The organism is Streptomyces sp. T12 (assembly GCF_028736035.1).
Lineage (GTDB): Bacteria > Actinomycetota > Actinomycetes > Streptomycetales > Streptomycetaceae > Streptomyces.
The window spans coordinates 6,658,159-6,675,092 of sequence record NZ_CP117866.1 but is presented as its reverse complement, the minus strand read 5'-3'; the positions used below and the strand labels follow the sequence as shown (position 1 = coordinate 6,675,092).

The following is a 16,934-nucleotide window of genomic DNA, read 5'->3' as shown; positions in this document are numbered from 1 at the left end:
TCCACTCATGAAGATCCACAAGTACGACACCGTCATCGTCGGCGCCGGTGGCGCGGGCATGCGCGCGGCCATCGAGTCCACGAAGCGCAGCCGCACCGCGGTCCTGACGAAGCTCTACCCGACCCGCTCCCACACGGGCGCCGCGCAGGGCGGTATGGCCGCCGCGCTGGCCAACGTGGAGGAGGACAACTGGGAGTGGCACACCTTCGACACGGTCAAGGGCGGTGACTACCTGGTCGACCAGGACGCCGCCGAGATCCTGGCGAAGGAGGCCATCGACTCGGTCCTCGACCTGGAGAAGATGGGCCTGCCGTTCAACCGGACGCCCGACGGGACGATCGACCAGCGCCGCTTCGGCGGTCACAGCCGTAACCACGGTGAGGCGCCGGTGCGCCGGTCCTGCTACGCGGCGGACCGCACCGGCCACATGATCCTCCAGACGCTGTACCAGAACTGCGTCAAGGAGGGTGTGGAGTTCTACAACGAGTTCTACGTCCTGGACCAGCTGATCACCGAGGTCGACGGCGTCAAGAAGTCGGCCGGTGTCGTCGCCTACGAACTGGCGACCGGTGAGATCCACGTCTTCCAGGCGAAGGCCGTGATCTACGCGTCCGGCGGCTGCGGCAAGTTCTTCAAGGTGACGTCGAACGCGCACACGCTGACCGGTGACGGCCAGGCGGCGGTCTACCGTCGCGGGCTGCCGCTGGAGGACATGGAGTTCTTCCAGTTCCACCCGACCGGCATCTGGCGCATGGGCATCCTGCTGACGGAGGGCGCCCGCGGTGAGGGCGGCATCCTCCGCAACAAGGACGGCGAGCGCTTCATGGAGAAGTACGCGCCGGTCATGAAGGACCTCGCGTCCCGTGACGTCGTCTCCCGCTCCATCTACACGGAGATCCGCGAGGGCCGCGGCTGTGGTCCCGAGGGCGACCACGTCTACCTGGACCTGACCCACCTCCCGCCGGAGCAGCTGGACGCCAAGCTGCCCGACATCACCGAGTTCGCGCGGACGTACCTCGGCATCGAGCCCTACACGGACCCGATCCCGATCCAGCCCACCGCGCACTACGCGATGGGCGGCATCCCGACGAACGTCGAGGGTGAGGTCCTCAGCGACAACACGACGGTGGTCCCGGGCCTGTACGCGGCCGGCGAGGTCGCCTGCGTGTCGGTGCACGGCGCCAACCGCCTGGGCACGAACTCCCTGCTGGACATCAACGTGTTCGGCCGCCGGGCCGGCATCGCGGCGGCGGAGTACAGCCAGAAGGCGGAGTTCGTCGAGCTCCCGGAGAACCCGGCGGAGCTCGTCGTCGAGCAGGTGGAGCAGCTGCGCACCTCCACCGGCACCGAGCGGGTGGCGACGCTCCGCAAGGAGCTGCAGGAGACCATGGACGCCAACGTCATGGTGTTCCGCACGGAGCAGACGATCAAGACGGCCGTGGAGAAGATCGCGGAGCTCCGCGAGCGCTACAAGAACGTCTCGATCCAGGACAAGGGCAAGCGGTTCAACACCGACCTGCTGGAGGCCATCGAGCTGGGCAACCTGCTCGACCTGGCCGAGGTCATGGCGGTGTCGGCGCTGGCCCGCAAGGAGTCCCGCGGCGGTCACTACCGCGAGGACTACCCGAACCGAGACGACGTCAACTTCATGCGCCACACCATGGCGTACCGCGAGGTGGGCGACGACGGCGCCGAGTCCATCCGTCTCGACTACAAGCCGGTCGTCCAGACCCGCTACCAGCCGATGGAGCGTAAGTACTGATGGCTACCCCCGTTATGGACAAGGTGGAGGCAGAGTCCGCCGCGTCCCCCTACATCACGGTCACCTTCCGGGTCCGCCGTTTCAACCCGGAGGTCTCGGCCGAGGCGACCTGGGAAGACTTCCAGCTGGAGATCGACCCGAAGGAGCGCGTCCTCGACGGTCTGCACAAGATCAAGTGGGACGTCGACGGCACGCTGACCTTCCGCCGTTCCTGCGCCCACGGCATCTGCGGCTCGGACGCGATGAGGATCAACGGCAAGAACCGTCTTGCCTGCAAGACCCTCATCAAGGACATCAACCCCGAGAAGCCGATCACGGTCGAGCCCATCAAGGGCCTCACGGTCCTGAAGGACCTCGTGGTCGACATGGAGCCGTTCTTCCAGGCGTACCGCGACGTCATGCCCTTCCTCATCACGAAGGACACGAACGAGCCGACGCGTGAGCGTTTCCAGACGGCCGAGGACCGCGAGCGCTTCGACGACACGACGAAGTGCATCCTCTGCGCCGCCTGCACCTCCTCGTGCCCGGTGTTCTGGAACGACGGCCAGTACTTCGGCCCGGCCGCCATCGTCAACGCGCACCGCTTCATCTTCGACTCGCGTGACGAGGCCGGCGAGCAGCGCCTGGAGATCCTGAACGACAAGGACGGCGTCTGGCGCTGCCGCACGACCTTCAACTGCACCGATGCCTGCCCGCGCGGCATCGAGGTCACGAAGGCGATCGCGGAAGTCAAGAAGGCACTGATCACGCGCCGGTTCTGACGTCGTTTGACGTACGGCTGTGAGGGCCCCGTTCCCGGTGGGAGCGGGGCCCTCTGGCGTGCGGAAACACGTTCGGGTGAACGTGATCGTGAAGGACGTGCGGGTGGTGTCCGGCCTACGATGATGCTCTCGACACCAGCCCACAGGAGGCACGCAATGTCCGCTGCATCCGTCGAGCGGCCCCACGAGGCCCGTCCGCTGATCGCGCAAGCCAATCGGCTCATGGACCGCAATCCGGGCTACCGCGTCGAGATCATCGGAGGCCAGATCCTCGTGTCCCCGCCCCCGGACGCCGCCCCCGCCCGCGCCCTGAGCCGTCTCATGAGCCCGTTCAATGTCGCAGGCTTGGGAGACGGCGAGACCGAAGTGCTCCAAGGCGTCGGGCTCTGGCTGCCTGATGGCGAGGACTACGCCATCCCGGACCTCGTCGTCGTCGATGCCGATATCGACGATCACCTCATCGAGAACAACTGCTACGACCCCGCCTGCTTCCGTCTCGTCCTGGAAGTCACCTCCAGCAACTACCGCACTGACCTGCGTGACAAGGTTGCCGCATACGCTCAGGCGAAGATCCCGGTGTACGTCATCATCAACCGCAAACACCAACGCGTTCATGTCCTGACCGACCCCACCGGGGACGAGTACGCAAACCACCGTCCCCACGCCCCCGGCGAAGTGGTCGCCCTCCCCGACTCCATCGGCGCCAAGGTCACCCTGGACGTGGCGGAGATCCTTGAAGCGGGCCAGCCGAAGAAGCGATGAGGCGGGGCAAGTCTAAAAAAAAGGGGGCATCCCTTGGGGGCCGCGCGCTTACCGTGCACCGGCCTTACGCATGAGTTCCTCGGCCGCCTCCCGGTCACCCGAGAGGAAGGGGTGCACCAGTTCGACGTAACGCACTTGGCCTTCCAACGACTTCTTCATCTGCTTCTGATTACGGGCGCTGAACGACACACCGCCCCTCTTCTCGACGACACCTGCCGCGATGGCCAGCTGCTCGACATTGGCCTTGATCTTGCCGGTCTCCGTTTCAAGGACCGCGCTGACCCTGACATGGACTTCGAACCACTCGAAGTAGAACTCGTACGTCAGGCCCCCGCTGCTGTATCGGGACGTGGCGAGCAACAAGTCGGATCTGCGTTCACCCGGCCCCTCCAGCCCCCACCTCTCGGCCGCTTCCGCGAACAGCGCCCGCACCTCCGCGAAGAACACCTTCGCCGCCGGAACACCCATCCCGTCCCCCTCACGCGATCAAGACACCCCAGGCTCCTTCCTCAGCCAACTCCCCTGTCGCCACTGTGACTTGTGGGAAAGCGGTTGCACACTTTCCGCATGGCACTTCTGAGGAAAGCAGCCGCCGCAATCTCCACCGCAGCGACCGTACTGCTCGCAATACCCGCCACATCATCGGCGACCCCCACGTCCTACGGAACCCTGGCCCGGGAGAACTTCGACCGTCTCCCCCTGGGCCCGGTGACGGCCGGCAGCGGATGGAGCGCCGACACCTCCAACGGCAGCCTGACCGTCGCCCCCAGCAGCACCGGCCACGGCCGCGAACTCCGCGTCCACACCGAGGGCAACGGCCGGGCCTTCCTCGTCTTCCCCGACCTGACCGCCCCCGGCAACAGCTACTGGGCCCGCCTCCGCCTCCGCGTCGACGCCTTCCCCACGGCCCCCGACTGGGCCCACTGGACGATCGCCGAGGCATCCGGCTCGGACTCCCCCACACTGGTCCGGCCCCTGGGCGGCCAGTACGCCCCCACCGACAAGGGCAACTTCTGGGGCGTCGGCTCCGACCTCGGCCCCACGGGCGACTGGACGTCGTGGAAGACATCGGCGCCTGCCACGGCAGGCAAGTGGCAGTGCGTCGAATTCCACCTGGACGCCGCCGACAACCGCGTCACCGTCTACTTCGACGGCGTCGAGCAGCCCGACCTCACGGTCTCCACCGACCACCACGGTGGCACCTCGGATCCCTTCACCTTCCCCACCTTCGACAAGCTGAAGCTGGGCTGGCAGCTCTACCAGGCCGACCCGACGCCGTCGTCGTACGACATCCGAATGGACGACATCGCGGTGAGCACGCGGAGGGTGGCCGGCTGCTGAGGCCGACGCCGGAGCCGACCGTCAGGCCCGGCTCAGGGTGACAATCACCGGCTCCGGCGAATCATCCCCTTATTCTGACGGAATGTCAGATGACGAGTCGTACGAACTGCTCGGGTTCGACAACGTGCTGCTGCCGGTCAGCGACCTCGGTGAGGCCGTCCGGTTCTACGAGCGGGCCGGGTTCACGGTCGGGTTCCGGCTCGACGAGGCCGGGATCGCGCTGCTGAAGGTCGGGGGCGAGACCCCCGGCATCCTGCTGCGGCAGGAGGAGGAGTTGAGGTATCGGACGCCGCCGTGGCCCTCCCCGCGCGTGTGGCTGGAGGTGCCGGACGCGCGGGCGGCGGCGCGGGCGTTGACCGACGCGGGCATCGCGCCGCTCGACGAGCCGTTCTCGGTGGCCACCGGGTGGACCGTCGAGATGGCCGACCCCTGGGGAAACGTCATCGGGTTCACGGACTACTCCAAGCGGCCGGAACTCGCGCGCAGGCTGTGACGGCGCCCCGGACAACACTCCCGACGGGACTCCCGGCGAGACTCCCGGCGGAGGCGTGACGCAGGCCTCACTCAAGTGAGTTGAACATGTTCAAAGCCAGGTCTACTGTCTTCCTCGACAGCATTTTGAACGTGTTCAGAAGGGGGAGGCAATGGACCGCACGGTCATCGCCTACGTCATCTACCTGGTCGTCAGCATCGCGCTGACCATCTGGGTGGCCCGCACTCTCAGCCGCAACGGACGGATCTTCCTCGCCGACGTGCTGCGCGGGAACGAGAAGCTCGCGGACGCCGTGAACCACCTGCTGGTGGTCGGCTTCTACCTCGTCAACCTCGGCTTCGTCGCGCTGTACCTGAGCGACGACGGAACCGTCCTCGACACCCGCGGCATCTTCGAGGCCCTGTCGACCAAGCTCGGCGTGGTGCTGCTGGTGCTCGGCGTGATGCACCTGGGCAACGTCTACGTACTCAACAAGATCCGGCGGCGCGGGGTGCTGGAGCAGGAGCAGATGCCGCCGGTCACGCCGCAGGACTGGGTCGCTCCGTCGGCCGGGGCGTGAACGACGTGGCCGGCGTGACGGACGACGCCGTCGCGATGGCGGGCGCGGGTCCGGGCACGGTCGGCGGGCCCCAGGCCTCGCGCCCCGGGCCCGCCGCCCCGGTCCGCCGACTGACCGTCCTCTACGACGCGCAGTGCTCCCTGTGCACCTTCCTGCGCGACTGGCTCGTACGGCAGCCGCAGTTGGTGCCGCTGGAGCTGGTGCCGGCCGGGTCGGACGAGGCCCGGCGGCGCTACCCCGGCCTCGACCACGGCGCCACCCTCGAGGAGATCACCGTCGTCGGCGACGCCGGGCAGGTCTACCGGGGCACCGCCGCCTGGATCGTCACCCTGTGGGCCCTGCGCGAGCACCGGCCGCTCGCCCATCGCCTCAGCACCCCGTCGGGGGCACGCCTCGCCAAGGGGGCCGTACTCGCCGCCGCCAAGTGGCGCGGGGCGCAGTGGGGCGGGACGCGGCAGGGCGGAGCGCAAGGGGGCGGACGGGTCTACCGGCACGCGGACGGGTGGTCGTACGACCCGCATCAGGGCTGGACGTACAACCCGCCCGGCTGCGACAGCGGCACCTGCGCGACAGGGTGAGGCCGGGAACCAAAGGGCCCAACTCATCCTGAACGGCGCGATTTCCGACCCTGTTTTGGCATGCGCCCTTCCAAAACGGTGCTCGGGTTGGCACGCTGCCTCCCGGTTCTCCACTCCGCACCCGCACCGACTGTCTGTCCGCTCTGTCTGTCCGCCGGACGGCCCACCCGGTCGCCCGGTCCCCCCATCGCAGAAGGAGTACGCGTGAGAGGCATACCCGGCGTCACCCGCATACCCCGCCCCCTCCTCGGCGCCCTGGTCGGCGTCACCGCGCTGCTCACCGCCGGCGCCCTGGCCACCCCCGCGAGCGCCGCGCCGAGGTCCGACACCTCGACCGCCGTCAGCGCGGTCTCGGCCGGCGCACAGCAGCAGGCCCGTGACTTCTGGACGTCGCAGCGGATGCGCGAGGCGACCCCGCTCGACCTGGTGACCGTCAACGGCCACTTCGACGGCGGCTCGGCGCCCCGCAAGGGCCCGGCGGCCACCGTCGCGCCCAGCTCCCCGGCCGCGGCGGTCGGCAAGGCCGTCTCCGACATCGGCCTGATGGCCTTCCCGAACACCGGCGGCCAGTGGAGCGGCGGCGGGGCGGTCGTCTCCACGGCGGGGCAGGTGTTCTTCAGCTACCAGGGCCGTACGGCGTCCTGTTCCGGCAACGCCGTCACCAGCGCCAACAAGAGCACCGTGATCACGGCGGGCCACTGCGTGAAGCTGGAGGGCGCCTGGCACACCAACTGGGTGTTCGTGCCCGGCTACCACGACGGGCAGGCCCCCTACGGCCGGTGGACCGCGTCCAAGACCCTGTCCACCCCGCAGTGGACGGCGAGCGAGGACATCAACTACGACGTCGGCGCCGCCGTCGTCGCCCCGCTGGACGGCAAGCTGCTCACGGACGTCGTCGGCGGGCAGGGGCTGGCCTTCAACACCGGCTACAACCTGCGCATGTACTCCTTCGGCTTCCCGGCCGCCGCTCCGTACGACGGCGAGAAGTTCATCTACTGCAGCGGCACCACCAACCGGGACTTCCTGCTGTCCAACGACCACGGCATGAACTGCAACATGACCGGCGGCGCCAGCGGCGGCCCCTGGTTCACGCAGTTCAACGAGTCCACGGGCACCGGCCTGCTGTCCTCGGTGAACAGCTTCAAGTACAACTTCCTGCCGAACCGGATGTACGGCCCGTACTTCGGCGCCGACGCCCAGAACCTCTACCAGACGGCACAGACCTCCTGACGTCCGACCGAAACACCACTCGTTAGGCTCTCGTTCCGTGTCCTCGAAGAACGACAGCCCTGAACAGGGCGACGCACCCAGCAAGTCCGAGCAGACCCGCGCGCTGATCCTGGAGACCGCCATGCGGCTGTTCCAGGAGCGCGGCTACGACAAGACGACGATGCGGGCGATCGCCCAGGAGGCCGGGGTCTCCGTCGGCAACGCGTACTACTACTTCGAGGGCAAGGAACACCTGGTCCAGGGCTTCTACGACCGGCTCGCCGCCGAGCACCGGGCGGCGATCCGGGACGTCCTGGCCACGGAGACCGACCTGGAGGCGCGGCTGGCGGGCGTGCTGAAGGTGTGGCTGGACATCGCCACGCCGTATCACGAGTTCGCGGTGCAGTTCTTCAAGAACGCCGCCGATCCCGCCAGCCCGCTCAGCCCCTTCTCCGCCGAGTCGGAGCACGCGCGCGTGGAGGCCATCGACATCCATCGCCAGGTGCTGGCGGGCGCGACGAAGACCAAGGTGCCCGAGGAGCTCCGGGACGTACTGCCCGAGATGATGTGGCTCGCCCAGATGGGGCTGGTCCTGTACTGGGTGTACGACCGGACCGAGGGGCGCGAGCGCAGCTACCGGCTCGCCGAGCGGGGCGCCCGGCTGACCGCGCGGGGCGTCTCGCTGGCGCGGTTCCGGGTGCTGCGGCCGTTGGTGCGCGAGGTGCACGACCTGTTCACGGACTTCCTACCGGGGATGACGAACGCGGTGCCGGACCCGGCGAAGGGAAAGCAGGACAAGAAGGGCAAGGCGGAAGGGTAGGCGGACGCGGAAGGGGCGCCCGCCGAGGACGAGCGCCCCTGAACCCCGTGCACCGGCCGTCAGTTGACGGCGTCCACCTCACCCTCGGCCGGCTCGCCCTCCGCCAGCTCGACGTCGTACACCAGCGGCCCGTCCGCCACGACCACCTGCCCCGCCCGGGACCCGTACGACGTTGCGGCCGTCGCCAGCAGATACGTCCCCGGCGCCGGCACCGAGACGATGTACGACCCGTCGGCCAGGGACGTCACCCGGTCCAACTGACGCCCGCCCTTCGTCAGCAGCGTCACCGCCGCGCCCTCGACCGGCCCACCGTCGGCGGTGCGGACGAAGCCGTGGACGGCCGAGGGCCGGCCCGCCACGACCGGCTCCTCCTCGGCCACCGGCGCCTCCTCCTTCGGCTCGACCGCCAGATGCGGCAGCCGCTTCTCCAGCCCGCCCGGCAGCCACCAGTTCGACTTGCCGAGCATGTGCATCGCGGCCGGCACCAGCGCCGTACGCAGGATGAAGGCGTCCAGGGCGACGGCGGCCGCGAGGCCGATGCCCGCCATCGCGCCCTCCATGTCGCCGCTCAGCACGAACGCGCTGAACACGCAGATCATGATCAACGCGGCGGAGTTGATGACCCGGCTGGTCTCCGCGAGGCCGACGCGCACCGCGCGCGCGTTGTCCTTCGTGTGCACCCACTCCTCGTGCATCCGGCTCACCAGGAACACCTGGTAGTCCATGGAGAGGCCGAACAGCAGGGACAGCATGATGACCGGCAGGAACGAGGTGATCGGTCCCTCCTTGCCTACGCCGATCAGCTCGGTGCCCCAGCCCCACTGGAAGATCGCCACCAGGACGCCGAAGGACGCGGCGGCCGCGATGAGGTTCATGAGCGCTGCCGTCAGCGGGACCACCAGCGAGCGGAAGGCCACCAGCAGGAGCAGGAAGCCGAGCGCGATGATCGTCGCGACGAAGTACGGCAGGCGGTCGCCGGTGACCGACGCGAAGTCCTTGAAGACCGCCGTCACCCCGCCGACATGCGCCTCGGCACCGGACTGCGGGATCACGTCGTCCCGCAGGCGGTCGATCAGCTGGTCGGTCTGCTCGGACTGGGGGGAGGTGGTCGGGACCACCTGGATCACCGTGACGCCGTTCGCGGGCGGCACGGCGGCCGCCTGGGCGACGCCCTCGGCCGACCGGATCGCGTTGACCAGGCCTTGCGGTGCGTCGCCCTCGACGACCACCTGGAGCGGGCCGTTGAAGCCGGGGCCGAAGCCCTCGGCGAGCAGGTCGTAGGCCTGCCGGGTCGTGGTCGACTCCTGGTGGTTGCCCTGGTCGGTGGCGCCGAGGCGGATCGACAGCACGGGGATCGCGAGGACCGCCATGACGACGAGGGCCAGCGCCGCGACCGGGCGCGGACGCCTTTGGACGTACGCCGACCAGCGCGCCGCAAGTCCGCTCGCCTCCGCCGGCTCCGGTCCCGCCGCGGCGAGCCGGCGCCGCTGCCGGCGGCTGAGCACCCGCATGCCGAGCAGGCCGAGGAGAGCGGGCAGCAGGGTGATCGCGGCCAGCACGCTCAGCACGACCGTGAGCGAGGTCGCGATGACCACGCCGTCCAGGAAGCGCATGTTCATCACCAGCATCCCGGCGAGCGCGATGCACACCGTGCCGCCGGCGAACAGCACCGCGCGGCCGGAGGTGTTGAGGGCGGTCACGGCCGCCTCCTCCGGCTTCATGCCGCGCAGGATGCCGCGCCGATGCCGGGTGACGATGAACAGGGCGTAGTCGATGCCGACGCCGAGGCCGATCAACGAGCCGAGCAGCGGGGCCACTTCGGGCACGTCCGCGACATGGCTCATCAGCATCGTCGCGATCATGCCGGTGCCGACGCCCGCGATCGCCACGACGATCGGCAGCAGCATCGCGAAGAGCGAGCCGAAGGCGAGGAACAGCACCACCGCCGCCGCGAGGATCCCGACCGCCTCCGCCGTGCCCTGCGGCGGTTCCTGGGTGCGGGCGATCGCCTGGCCGCCCAGCTCGACCTGGAACCCGTCACGTTCGGCGGCCTGCGCCGTGTCAACGACGCCCTCGATCAGCTCCTTGGGGACCCCGTTCGCCTGCTCGGTGAAGGTGATCTGGGCGTACGCGATCCGCCCGTCCCGGCTGATCTGCGCGCCTCCCTGGGCCGCGTACGGGTCGGTGACCTCACCGACGCCCTTCATGCGCCCGATCTCCGCCAGCGCTGGCTCGATCCGGGACCGTACGGAGTCGTCCCGTACGGATGCCCCTTCGTCCCCGTCCACCTTCCACACCACCGTGTCGGTGTCGCCCGCGCGCTCCGGGAAGGCCTTCTCCATCAGGTCGTACGCGGTCGCGGAGTCCGTGTCCGGGAGGGAGAAGACGTTCGCGTAGTTCGTGCCCGCGGCCGAACTCGCCGCGCCCAGGCCGAACAGCGCCCCCAACCACAGCAACAGGACCACCAGCCGGTGCCGATAGCACCACCGTGCCAATGCAGCCACGCTCAACGCTCCTTATTCGGTTCGGTCGGTCCCCCAGGTCCTGGGCAACAGGATTGGTGGCGCCGCGCGCGCGTGGCAGTCGACGGCCATGACTCTCAAGGAACTCCAAAGGGCGAACCCGCCCGACTGTCAGTGGCCCCGCCGATACTGGGGGCATGACGACGGGTTCTGGCACCGTGCTGGTCGTGGAGGACGAGGAGAGCATCGCCGACGTCCTCGCCATCGCCCTGCGCTACCACCGGTTCGAGGTCATGGTCGCGGGCACGGTCCGCGAGGCGCTCGCCCTCGCCGAGCGCACTCGGCCCGACGTGGCGCTGCTCGACGTCATGCTCCCGGACGGGGACGGCCGTGCCCTCGGGCATGAACTGCGCGAGCGGCGCCCGGACTTGGCGCTCGTCTTCCTCACCGCGCGCGACTCGCCCGCCGAGATCGTCGGCGCCCTCGGCTTCGGCGACGACTACATCACCAAGCCGTTCAACATCGACGAGGTCGTCGCCCGCATCACGGCGGTGCTGCGCCGCACCCGCCCGGCCGACGTCCTCCCGCAGCGGCCGCCCCTGCGCTACGGCGACCTGGAGCTGGACGAGACGACGTACTCGGTGCGCCGCGCGGGCCGCACCGTCGAGCTCACCCCCACCGAGTACGCGTTGCTGCGCTTCCTGGTGCGCAACGGCGGCCGGATCGTGCCCAAGGAGCAACTCCTGCGCCACGTCTGGCAGTACGAGCACACGCCGCCGGAGTCGACCGTCGTGGAGACCTACATCAGCTATCTGCGGCGCAAGCTGGACGCCCTGGGACCGCCGGTGATCACCACGCGGCGTGGCGTCGGATACGGGCTGGCATGAGGGTCCCCGGGATCCTCGACGTCTGCCGACGGCGCGGCGTCCACTCACTGCGCGGCAAGCTGACGCTGGCGAACGTGGCGCTGCTGGCCGTCGGCATCGTCGTCGCGACCGCCGTCAGCCTGATGACCGCGCGGTTCTATCTGCTCGACAAGGTCGACACCGAGCTGAAGAGTGCGCGCACCACGCTGGCGAACGCCGGGTTCACCCTGCGGCAGATCGAGTCGCTGAGCGAACTGGGCATCGCCCTGGACAGGTTCACCGACGGCGGGGCCACGGACACGGATCCGCTGCCCAGCCCGACCATGGTGTACGTCGCGGTCGACTCCGCAGGGCAGCCGGTGGCCCTGGGCCCGCTGAAGCCGACACCGCGCCAGCACGCCCTCGCGGCCGCCGCGAAGGACCCGGTCGCCCTCGCCGCCGACGAGGAGCCACGGGACGTACGCGTCGAGGGGGACCGCCACCGGATGGTCGGCGCGCGGTTGTCGGACGGGACGATCGTGCTGATCGCCGTGCCGACCGAGGGCCTGCACGAGGGCATGGGCAAGGCACTCAGGATGGATCTCGCCGTCGGCACCCTGCTGCTGGCCCTGCTCGGCTGTCTGACGATGTTCAGCGTGCGCCGCCGGATGCGGCCGCTGGAGGACATGGTCGAGACCTCGTCGGCGATCGCCGAGGGCGATCTGACCCGGCGCGTCCCTTCCAGCCGCGACCCGACCCTGGAGGTCGAACAGCTGCGGGTGGCCCTCAACTCCATGCTCCACCAGGTGGAGTCGGCGTACCGCACGCGCGAGCGCAGCGCGGCCCAGCTGCGCCGCTTCGTCGGCGACGCCTCGCACGAGCTGCGCACTCCGCTGTCCGCGATACGCGGCTACCTCCAGCTGTACGACAAAGGGATGCTCACCGACCCTGCCGAGCGCAGACGGGCCTGGGACCGGATGAACGGCGAGGTCGACCGCATGGGCCGCCTCGTCGACGAGCTGCTGACGCTCGCACGTCTCGACCAGCGCCCCGAACTGCGCTTCCGCAACGTCGACCTGAGCCGCCTGGTGCGCGAGGCCGCCGAGGATCTGCGGGTGCAGCAGCCGGAGCGGCCCCTCACGGTCGGCGCCGACGGCGCGCTCCTGGTGCACGCCGACGAGTCCGGGCTGCGGCAAGTGCTGGGCAACCTGCTGAGCAACGTCCGCACGCACACGCCGGCCGATGTGCCGGTGCGGCTGCGGGTGGAGCGGGCGGGCGGGGTCGTACGGCTGTGTGTCGAGGACAAGGGACCGGGGCTGTGCGAGGAGGATGCGGCGCGCGTCTTCGACCGGTTCTTCCGGGCCGGCGGGGGTGCGGGCAGCGGGCTGGGGATGGCGATCGTGCAGGGGGTGGTGGAGGCGCACGGCGGTGAGGTCGCGGTGCGGACGGCGCCGGGTGAGGGGCTGGCGGTGACGGTGACGCTGCCGTCGCACTGAAGCCGCCGAGGGGTGGCTTTACGGCCGTAAAGCTTTGCCGGGGCTCATGGGTTGATGTCGGCGAGTATCAGCACCCACACCGTCTTCCCGTGCCGCCCCCTGCTCCACACCCCCCACGCCGCCGCCAGGTTCTCCACCAGATGCAGGCCGCGACCGGCCTCCTCCCACTCCCCCACCGCCCTGAGCCGGGGCTCGAGTTGGCCCTCGTCCGACACCTCGATCAGGCAGGAGCCGTCGGCGAGCGCGGTCACGGCGACCTCGAACTCGCGCTCCAGGAGAGGACCGTGGCGTACGACGTTGGTGGCCAGCTCGGAGACGAGCAGCACCGCGTCCTGAAGCGCCGGATCACGTGGTCCGTGCCCCCAGTCGGCCAGGTGGTCCCGGACCCGGCGCCGGGCGAGGCCGACGGACGCCGGGTGCCGGGGCAGCCGGAAGGCGTTGCGTCTCAACACGTTTGCTCCTCACCCCGCGCACACCTCCGTCACATGGTGCAGTGCCGAGTGCCTGCCCGGCATCACCGCATGTCATGTCAAGGCAGCGTGATCGCGCCAGATCCAGGTGAGGCGCACAGATCCAGGCGAGGTGCTGGATCCCGGTGAGGTGCTAGACCCGGGTGGGGCGCTAGATCCAGGTGAGGCGCCAGAGCCGGAAGACACCGGTGCCGTCCGACAGATACTGGCCACCGCCGACTTCCTCGCTGGTGACGACGTACTCCTTGGCCTGCCACAGCGGGATCACCGGGACGTCGCGGGCCACGGCCTCCTGCAGCGAGCGGAAGTCCCGGACGGCCTCGCTGCGGTCGGCGTACTGCTGGCTGGAGGTGATCAGCCGGTCGACGGTCTTGTTGCCGTACCCGGTGTTCATGGTGCCGTCGGTGCCGACGAGCGGGCCGCCGTAGGTGTCCGGGTCGGGGAAGTCGGCGACCCAGCCGACGGCGTACGCGTCGAGCTTGCCGCTCGCCCAGCGCTTTTGGAAGTCGGTCCACTCGTAGCCCTTGAGCGTCACCTTGAACAGGCCGCTCGCCTCCAGTTGCCGCTTGATCGCGGCGGCCTCCGCGGCTGCGGAGCCGCGGCCGGTGCCGTAGCCGTAGGTGAAGCGGACGGGCAGGCTGACGCCAGCCTCGGTGAGCAGGGCGCGCGCCTTGGCGGTGCTGAGCTCGGGATAGGTGTCGAAGAACGACGTCGTGTGGCCGGTGATGCCGGTCGGGATCAGCGAGTACAGGGGGTCGACGGTCCCCTTGTACACCGTGGCGGCCAGCTTCTCGCGGTCGATCAGCCAGGCCATGGCCTGCCGGACCCGGACGTCGTGCAGGGGCGAACCCGCGCGGGTGTCGAAGTACAGGTTGCGGATCTCGGAGCTGTCGGCCTCGGAGACGCGCTGGCCCGGGTCGGCGGCGTTCAGGCCGGCGAGGACCTCGGGCGGCAGCGTGCGGGTGGCGACGTCGACCCGCTTCTCCTTCCAGGCGCTGCTGAGGGCGTCCGCGTCGGCGTAGTAGCGCAGTTCGACGGGACGGCCGGTGCCCTTGAGGGCCCCCTTGTAGTGCGAGTTGGGCGCGAGGACCGCCTTCTTGCCCCTCGTATACGCGGTCAGGGTGTACGGGCCGGTGCCGTCGACAGCGTTGTCGCCGCGGAGCGCGTCGGCCGGATACTTCTCGCGGTCGACGATGGCGCCCACCCCGGTGGCCACCTTGAGCGGGAACGTGGCGTCGGGCGAGGACAGATGGAAGGTGACCGTACGGCCGCTCGCGTTCACCGAGTTGAGGGTGTCCAGCAGCGAGGACGGGCCGACATCCGACTTGATCCGCTTGACGCGGTCGAAGGAGTACTTGACGTCCTCGGCGGTCATGGCGCGCCCGCTCGGGAAGGTGAGGCCCTCGCGCAACTCGCAGCGATAGGTCTTGAGGTCGGCGCCGTCGAAGGTGCAGCTCTGGGCCGCGTCCGGCACGGGTGTGACGCCGCCCGGCTCGAAGGTCAGCAGCGACTGGAAGACGTTGTTGAACAGCGCCCAGGAACCGGCGTCATAGGCACCGGCCGGGTCCAGCGCCGTGACAGCGTCCGTCGTGCCGACCGTGATGGTCCTGTCCTCGTTCTGCTGTGACGGCAACAACTGCCAGCCGCCCACTCCCACGGCCGCCAGCACGAGCAGCGTCGCGAGAATCCGCATGCGAACCGAACGCATGGGTGTGCCCTCTCCCCAGGCCCTCGAAGGGCCCCCGCATGAGCAATGGATTTGAGCCACTCCCCTAAGTGGCGCGCACACCTAATCACATGGGTTTCATCAGGGGGAAGAGGATTCTGGCGACATGGGAAAGAACTTACCTACGGGTGTTTCCGGCAGGTTTCACAGGCTGTTCACAGGTGGGGAGTGGCGCCCCTGCCGAGGCCTGCGCCATCAGGCCTGACGGGACGCCAGCTCGATCACCGTGATGTCCGACGGGGCGCCCACGCGCGTCGGCGGGCCCCAGGCGCCCGCGCCCCGGCTGACGTACAGCTGGGTGTCGCCGTAGCGCTCCAGGCCGGCCAGGGTCGGGTTGGCCAGGTCCGCGACGAGGTTGCCGGGCCAGAGCTGCCCGCCGTGGGTGTGGCCGGAGAGCTGGAGGTCGACGCCGTGGTCGACGGCGTCGTGGATCTGGACCGGCTGGTGGGCGAGGAGCACACACGCGCGTGCCCTGTCCCGGTCGCCGAGGGCCTTGGCGAAGTCGGGGCCCTGGCCCTCGCTCTCGCCCGCGACGTCGTTGACGCCGGCCAGGTCGAAGTGGGGCAGCTCGGTGCGCGCGTTCTCCAGCGGGCGCAGGCCCAGGCGGCGTACCTCGTCGACCCACTGCTCGGCGCCCGAGAAGTACTCGTGGTTGCCGGTGACGAAGAACGCGCCATGTCTCGCCCGGAGTTGGGCGAGCGGGGCCGCCGCCGGACCGAGGTCCTTCACGCTGCCGTCCACCAGGTCGCCGACCACTGCGATGAGGTCGGGCTGGGTGCCGTTGATCGTGTCGACGACCTTCTGGGCGAAGCCCCGGCCCAGGACCGGGCCCAGGTGGATGTCGCTGACGACCGCGATCCGGTAACCGTGCGCCGCGCGCGGGAGCTTGGCCAGCGGGACGGTGACCCGCTTCACCTGCGGGCCGCGCAGCACGCCGTAGGTGCCGTAGCCGACGGTTCCCACGGCAGCCGCGGCTGCGGCACCGGCGACGACTCGGGAGACGAAGAGCCGGCGGGACGGGTCCGCCGGGACCGGGTCGGGGGCCGTGGTCGGGTCGGGGGCGGTGGTCGGGTCGGTCGCGGACGACGGGGGCGGGTCGGTCTTGAGCGCTGAGGTCGGGGCGGTCGTGGGACCCGAGGTCGGTGCCGTCGTGGTCTCGGCCGACTTGGTGGCGGTTGTTGTGGCGGGTGCCGTGGCGGTTGTTGTGGCGGGTGCCGTGGCGAGTGCCGTGACCGCCGTCGCTCCCGCCGGCACGAGCTCCGGCTGCTCCGCTACGGCTTCCCCGGCGCGCGCCCGCCGTTCGACCCACCGCCGCAGCAGTGGTCGTACGACTTCACCCGCCACCACACCCAGCAGCAGGTATATCGACAGGGCCAGCCACAGGAAGCCCGGCCAGGCCAGGATCTGCTGGAGCCGGAAGGGCGCGCCCCCGCGCTCGGCGACGAGGGCACCGATCGTCAGCGCCCAGCCGCCGGCGATCACCACCACGCCCGCGCGGCGCACGAACCCGGGGCCGCGGGTCGTGTCGCGGAAGAGGCGGCGCCACACGAACCAGTTGCCCGCCACCAGGGCGGACAACACAAGCAGTGCGACAAGCGCGAAGACGATGACCACGCCGACGTTCCCTTTCCTTTGCCTGCCGAGTGAACG

At 69.8% G+C, this 16,934-nt stretch carries 16 protein-coding genes; 11 read left to right on the top strand and 5 right to left on the bottom strand.

The genetic code is table 11. The features are described from left to right. Window positions 1–7 precede the first annotated feature (7 nt). The 3 genes from sdhA (at window position 8) to PBV52_RS30210 (ending at window position 3,285) form a co-directional block, all read left to right on the top strand. Complete coding sequence (gene sdhA, locus PBV52_RS30220) at window positions 8–1,762, top strand: succinate dehydrogenase flavoprotein subunit (RefSeq protein WP_274242638.1); 1,755 nt, start codon at window positions 8–10, stop codon at window positions 1,760–1,762. Further along, entirely contained in the window at window positions 1,762–2,523 is a 762-nt protein-coding gene (locus PBV52_RS30215) for a succinate dehydrogenase iron-sulfur subunit (RefSeq protein WP_274242637.1), read from the top strand. Before sdhA ends, PBV52_RS30215 begins: the two co-directional genes overlap by 1 nt. Before the next feature lie 156 nt (window positions 2,524–2,679). After that, complete coding sequence (locus tag PBV52_RS30210) at window positions 2,680–3,285, top strand: Uma2 family endonuclease (protein WP_274242636.1); 606 nt, start codon at window positions 2,680–2,682, stop codon at window positions 3,283–3,285. A gap of 48 nt (window positions 3,286–3,333) precedes the next feature. Here the strand turns inward: PBV52_RS30210 and PBV52_RS30205 are convergent, their stop codons facing one another. After that, on the bottom strand, window positions 3,334–3,753 hold the full coding sequence (locus PBV52_RS30205) for a hypothetical protein (RefSeq protein ID WP_274242635.1): 420 nt from the start codon (window positions 3,751–3,753) through the stop codon (window positions 3,334–3,336). Window positions 3,754–3,852: 99 nt separating this feature from the next. Between PBV52_RS30205 and PBV52_RS30200 the strand changes: the two genes are divergently transcribed. The 6 genes from PBV52_RS30200 (at window position 3,853) to PBV52_RS30175 (ending at window position 8,285) form a co-directional block, all read left to right on the top strand. Further along, window positions 3,853–4,626: a hypothetical protein gene (locus PBV52_RS30200; protein ID WP_274242633.1), complete on the top strand. Its 774-nt coding sequence runs from the start codon at window positions 3,853–3,855 to the stop codon at window positions 4,624–4,626. An 82-nt stretch (window positions 4,627–4,708) separates the two neighbouring features. Continuing rightward, the gene (locus PBV52_RS30195; RefSeq protein WP_274242632.1) at window positions 4,709–5,119 is read left to right on the top strand and encodes a VOC family protein; all 411 of its coding nucleotides are present in this window, start codon (window positions 4,709–4,711) and stop codon (window positions 5,117–5,119) included. Between the two features lie 151 nt (window positions 5,120–5,270). Beyond that, window positions 5,271–5,678, top strand: a complete 408-nt coding sequence (locus PBV52_RS30190; protein ID WP_274242631.1) for a hypothetical protein — start codon at window positions 5,271–5,273, stop codon at window positions 5,676–5,678. Between the two features lie 35 nt (window positions 5,679–5,713). Then, on the top strand, window positions 5,714–6,256 hold the full coding sequence (locus tag PBV52_RS30185; protein ID WP_274249678.1) for a thiol-disulfide oxidoreductase DCC family protein: 543 nt from the start codon (window positions 5,714–5,716) through the stop codon (window positions 6,254–6,256). Between the two features lie 204 nt (window positions 6,257–6,460). After that, complete coding sequence (locus PBV52_RS30180) at window positions 6,461–7,486, top strand: serine protease (RefSeq protein WP_274242630.1); 1,026 nt, start codon at window positions 6,461–6,463, stop codon at window positions 7,484–7,486. Between the two features lie 37 nt (window positions 7,487–7,523). After that, window positions 7,524–8,285, top strand: coding sequence for a TetR family transcriptional regulator (locus PBV52_RS30175; protein ID WP_274242629.1), 762 nt, complete (start codon window positions 7,524–7,526; stop codon window positions 8,283–8,285). Window positions 8,286–8,344: 59 nt separating this feature from the next. On the opposite strand, the gene PBV52_RS30170 is transcribed toward PBV52_RS30175, so the two are convergent. Then, window positions 8,345–10,780 (bottom strand): MMPL family transporter, encoded by a 2,436-nt coding sequence (locus PBV52_RS30170; RefSeq protein ID WP_274249676.1) that lies wholly within the window; start codon window positions 10,778–10,780, stop codon window positions 8,345–8,347. A gap of 164 nt (window positions 10,781–10,944) precedes the next feature. On the opposite strand from PBV52_RS30170, the gene PBV52_RS30165 reads away from it, so the two are divergent. Both PBV52_RS30165 and PBV52_RS30160 read left to right on the top strand, forming a co-directional pair. Continuing rightward, window positions 10,945–11,634, top strand: coding sequence for a response regulator transcription factor (locus PBV52_RS30165; RefSeq protein ID WP_274242628.1), 690 nt, complete (start codon window positions 10,945–10,947; stop codon window positions 11,632–11,634). Beyond that, window positions 11,631–13,088, top strand: coding sequence for a HAMP domain-containing sensor histidine kinase (locus tag PBV52_RS30160; RefSeq protein ID WP_274242627.1), 1,458 nt, complete (start codon window positions 11,631–11,633; stop codon window positions 13,086–13,088). The genes PBV52_RS30165 and PBV52_RS30160 overlap by 4 nt, the downstream gene beginning before the upstream one ends. Window positions 13,089–13,132: 44 nt before the next feature. Here PBV52_RS30160 and PBV52_RS30155 read toward each other — a convergent pair whose 3' ends face one another. The 3 genes from PBV52_RS30155 to PBV52_RS30145 form a co-directional block, all read right to left on the bottom strand. After that, window positions 13,133–13,540 (bottom strand): ATP-binding protein, encoded by a 408-nt coding sequence (locus PBV52_RS30155; RefSeq protein ID WP_274242626.1) that lies wholly within the window; start codon window positions 13,538–13,540, stop codon window positions 13,133–13,135. A gap of 169 nt (window positions 13,541–13,709) precedes the next feature. Continuing rightward, complete coding sequence (locus tag PBV52_RS30150; protein WP_274242625.1) at window positions 13,710–15,266, bottom strand: ABC transporter substrate-binding protein; 1,557 nt, start codon at window positions 15,264–15,266, stop codon at window positions 13,710–13,712. A gap of 213 nt (window positions 15,267–15,479) precedes the next feature. Next, a complete protein-coding gene (locus PBV52_RS30145) occupies window positions 15,480–16,898 on the bottom strand; it encodes a metallophosphoesterase (protein ID WP_274242624.1) in 1,419 nt (472 codons plus the stop codon). Window positions 16,899–16,934: the final 36 nt, after the last annotated feature.

Coding starts and splice junctions, on each gene's coding strand:
- sdhA (WP_274242638.1), top strand. CDS start 8: ATGAAGATCCACAAGTACGACACCGTCATCGTCGGCGCCGGTGGCGCG.
- PBV52_RS30215 (WP_274242637.1), top strand. CDS start 1,762: ATGGCTACCCCCGTTATGGACAAGGTGGAGGCAGAGTCCGCCGCGTCC.
- PBV52_RS30210 (WP_274242636.1), top strand. CDS start 2,680: ATGTCCGCTGCATCCGTCGAGCGGCCCCACGAGGCCCGTCCGCTGATC.
- PBV52_RS30205 (WP_274242635.1), bottom strand. CDS start 3,753: ATGGGTGTTCCGGCGGCGAAGGTGTTCTTCGCGGAGGTGCGGGCGCTG.
- PBV52_RS30200 (WP_274242633.1), top strand. CDS start 3,853: ATGGCACTTCTGAGGAAAGCAGCCGCCGCAATCTCCACCGCAGCGACC.
- PBV52_RS30195 (WP_274242632.1), top strand. CDS start 4,709: ATGTCAGATGACGAGTCGTACGAACTGCTCGGGTTCGACAACGTGCTG.
- PBV52_RS30190 (WP_274242631.1), top strand. CDS start 5,271: ATGGACCGCACGGTCATCGCCTACGTCATCTACCTGGTCGTCAGCATC.
- PBV52_RS30185 (WP_274249678.1), top strand. CDS start 5,714: ATGGCGGGCGCGGGTCCGGGCACGGTCGGCGGGCCCCAGGCCTCGCGC.
- PBV52_RS30165 (WP_274242628.1), top strand. CDS start 10,945: ATGACGACGGGTTCTGGCACCGTGCTGGTCGTGGAGGACGAGGAGAGC.
- PBV52_RS30160 (WP_274242627.1), top strand. CDS start 11,631: ATGAGGGTCCCCGGGATCCTCGACGTCTGCCGACGGCGCGGCGTCCAC.
- PBV52_RS30150 (WP_274242625.1), bottom strand. CDS start 15,266: ATGCGTTCGGTTCGCATGCGGATTCTCGCGACGCTGCTCGTGCTGGCG.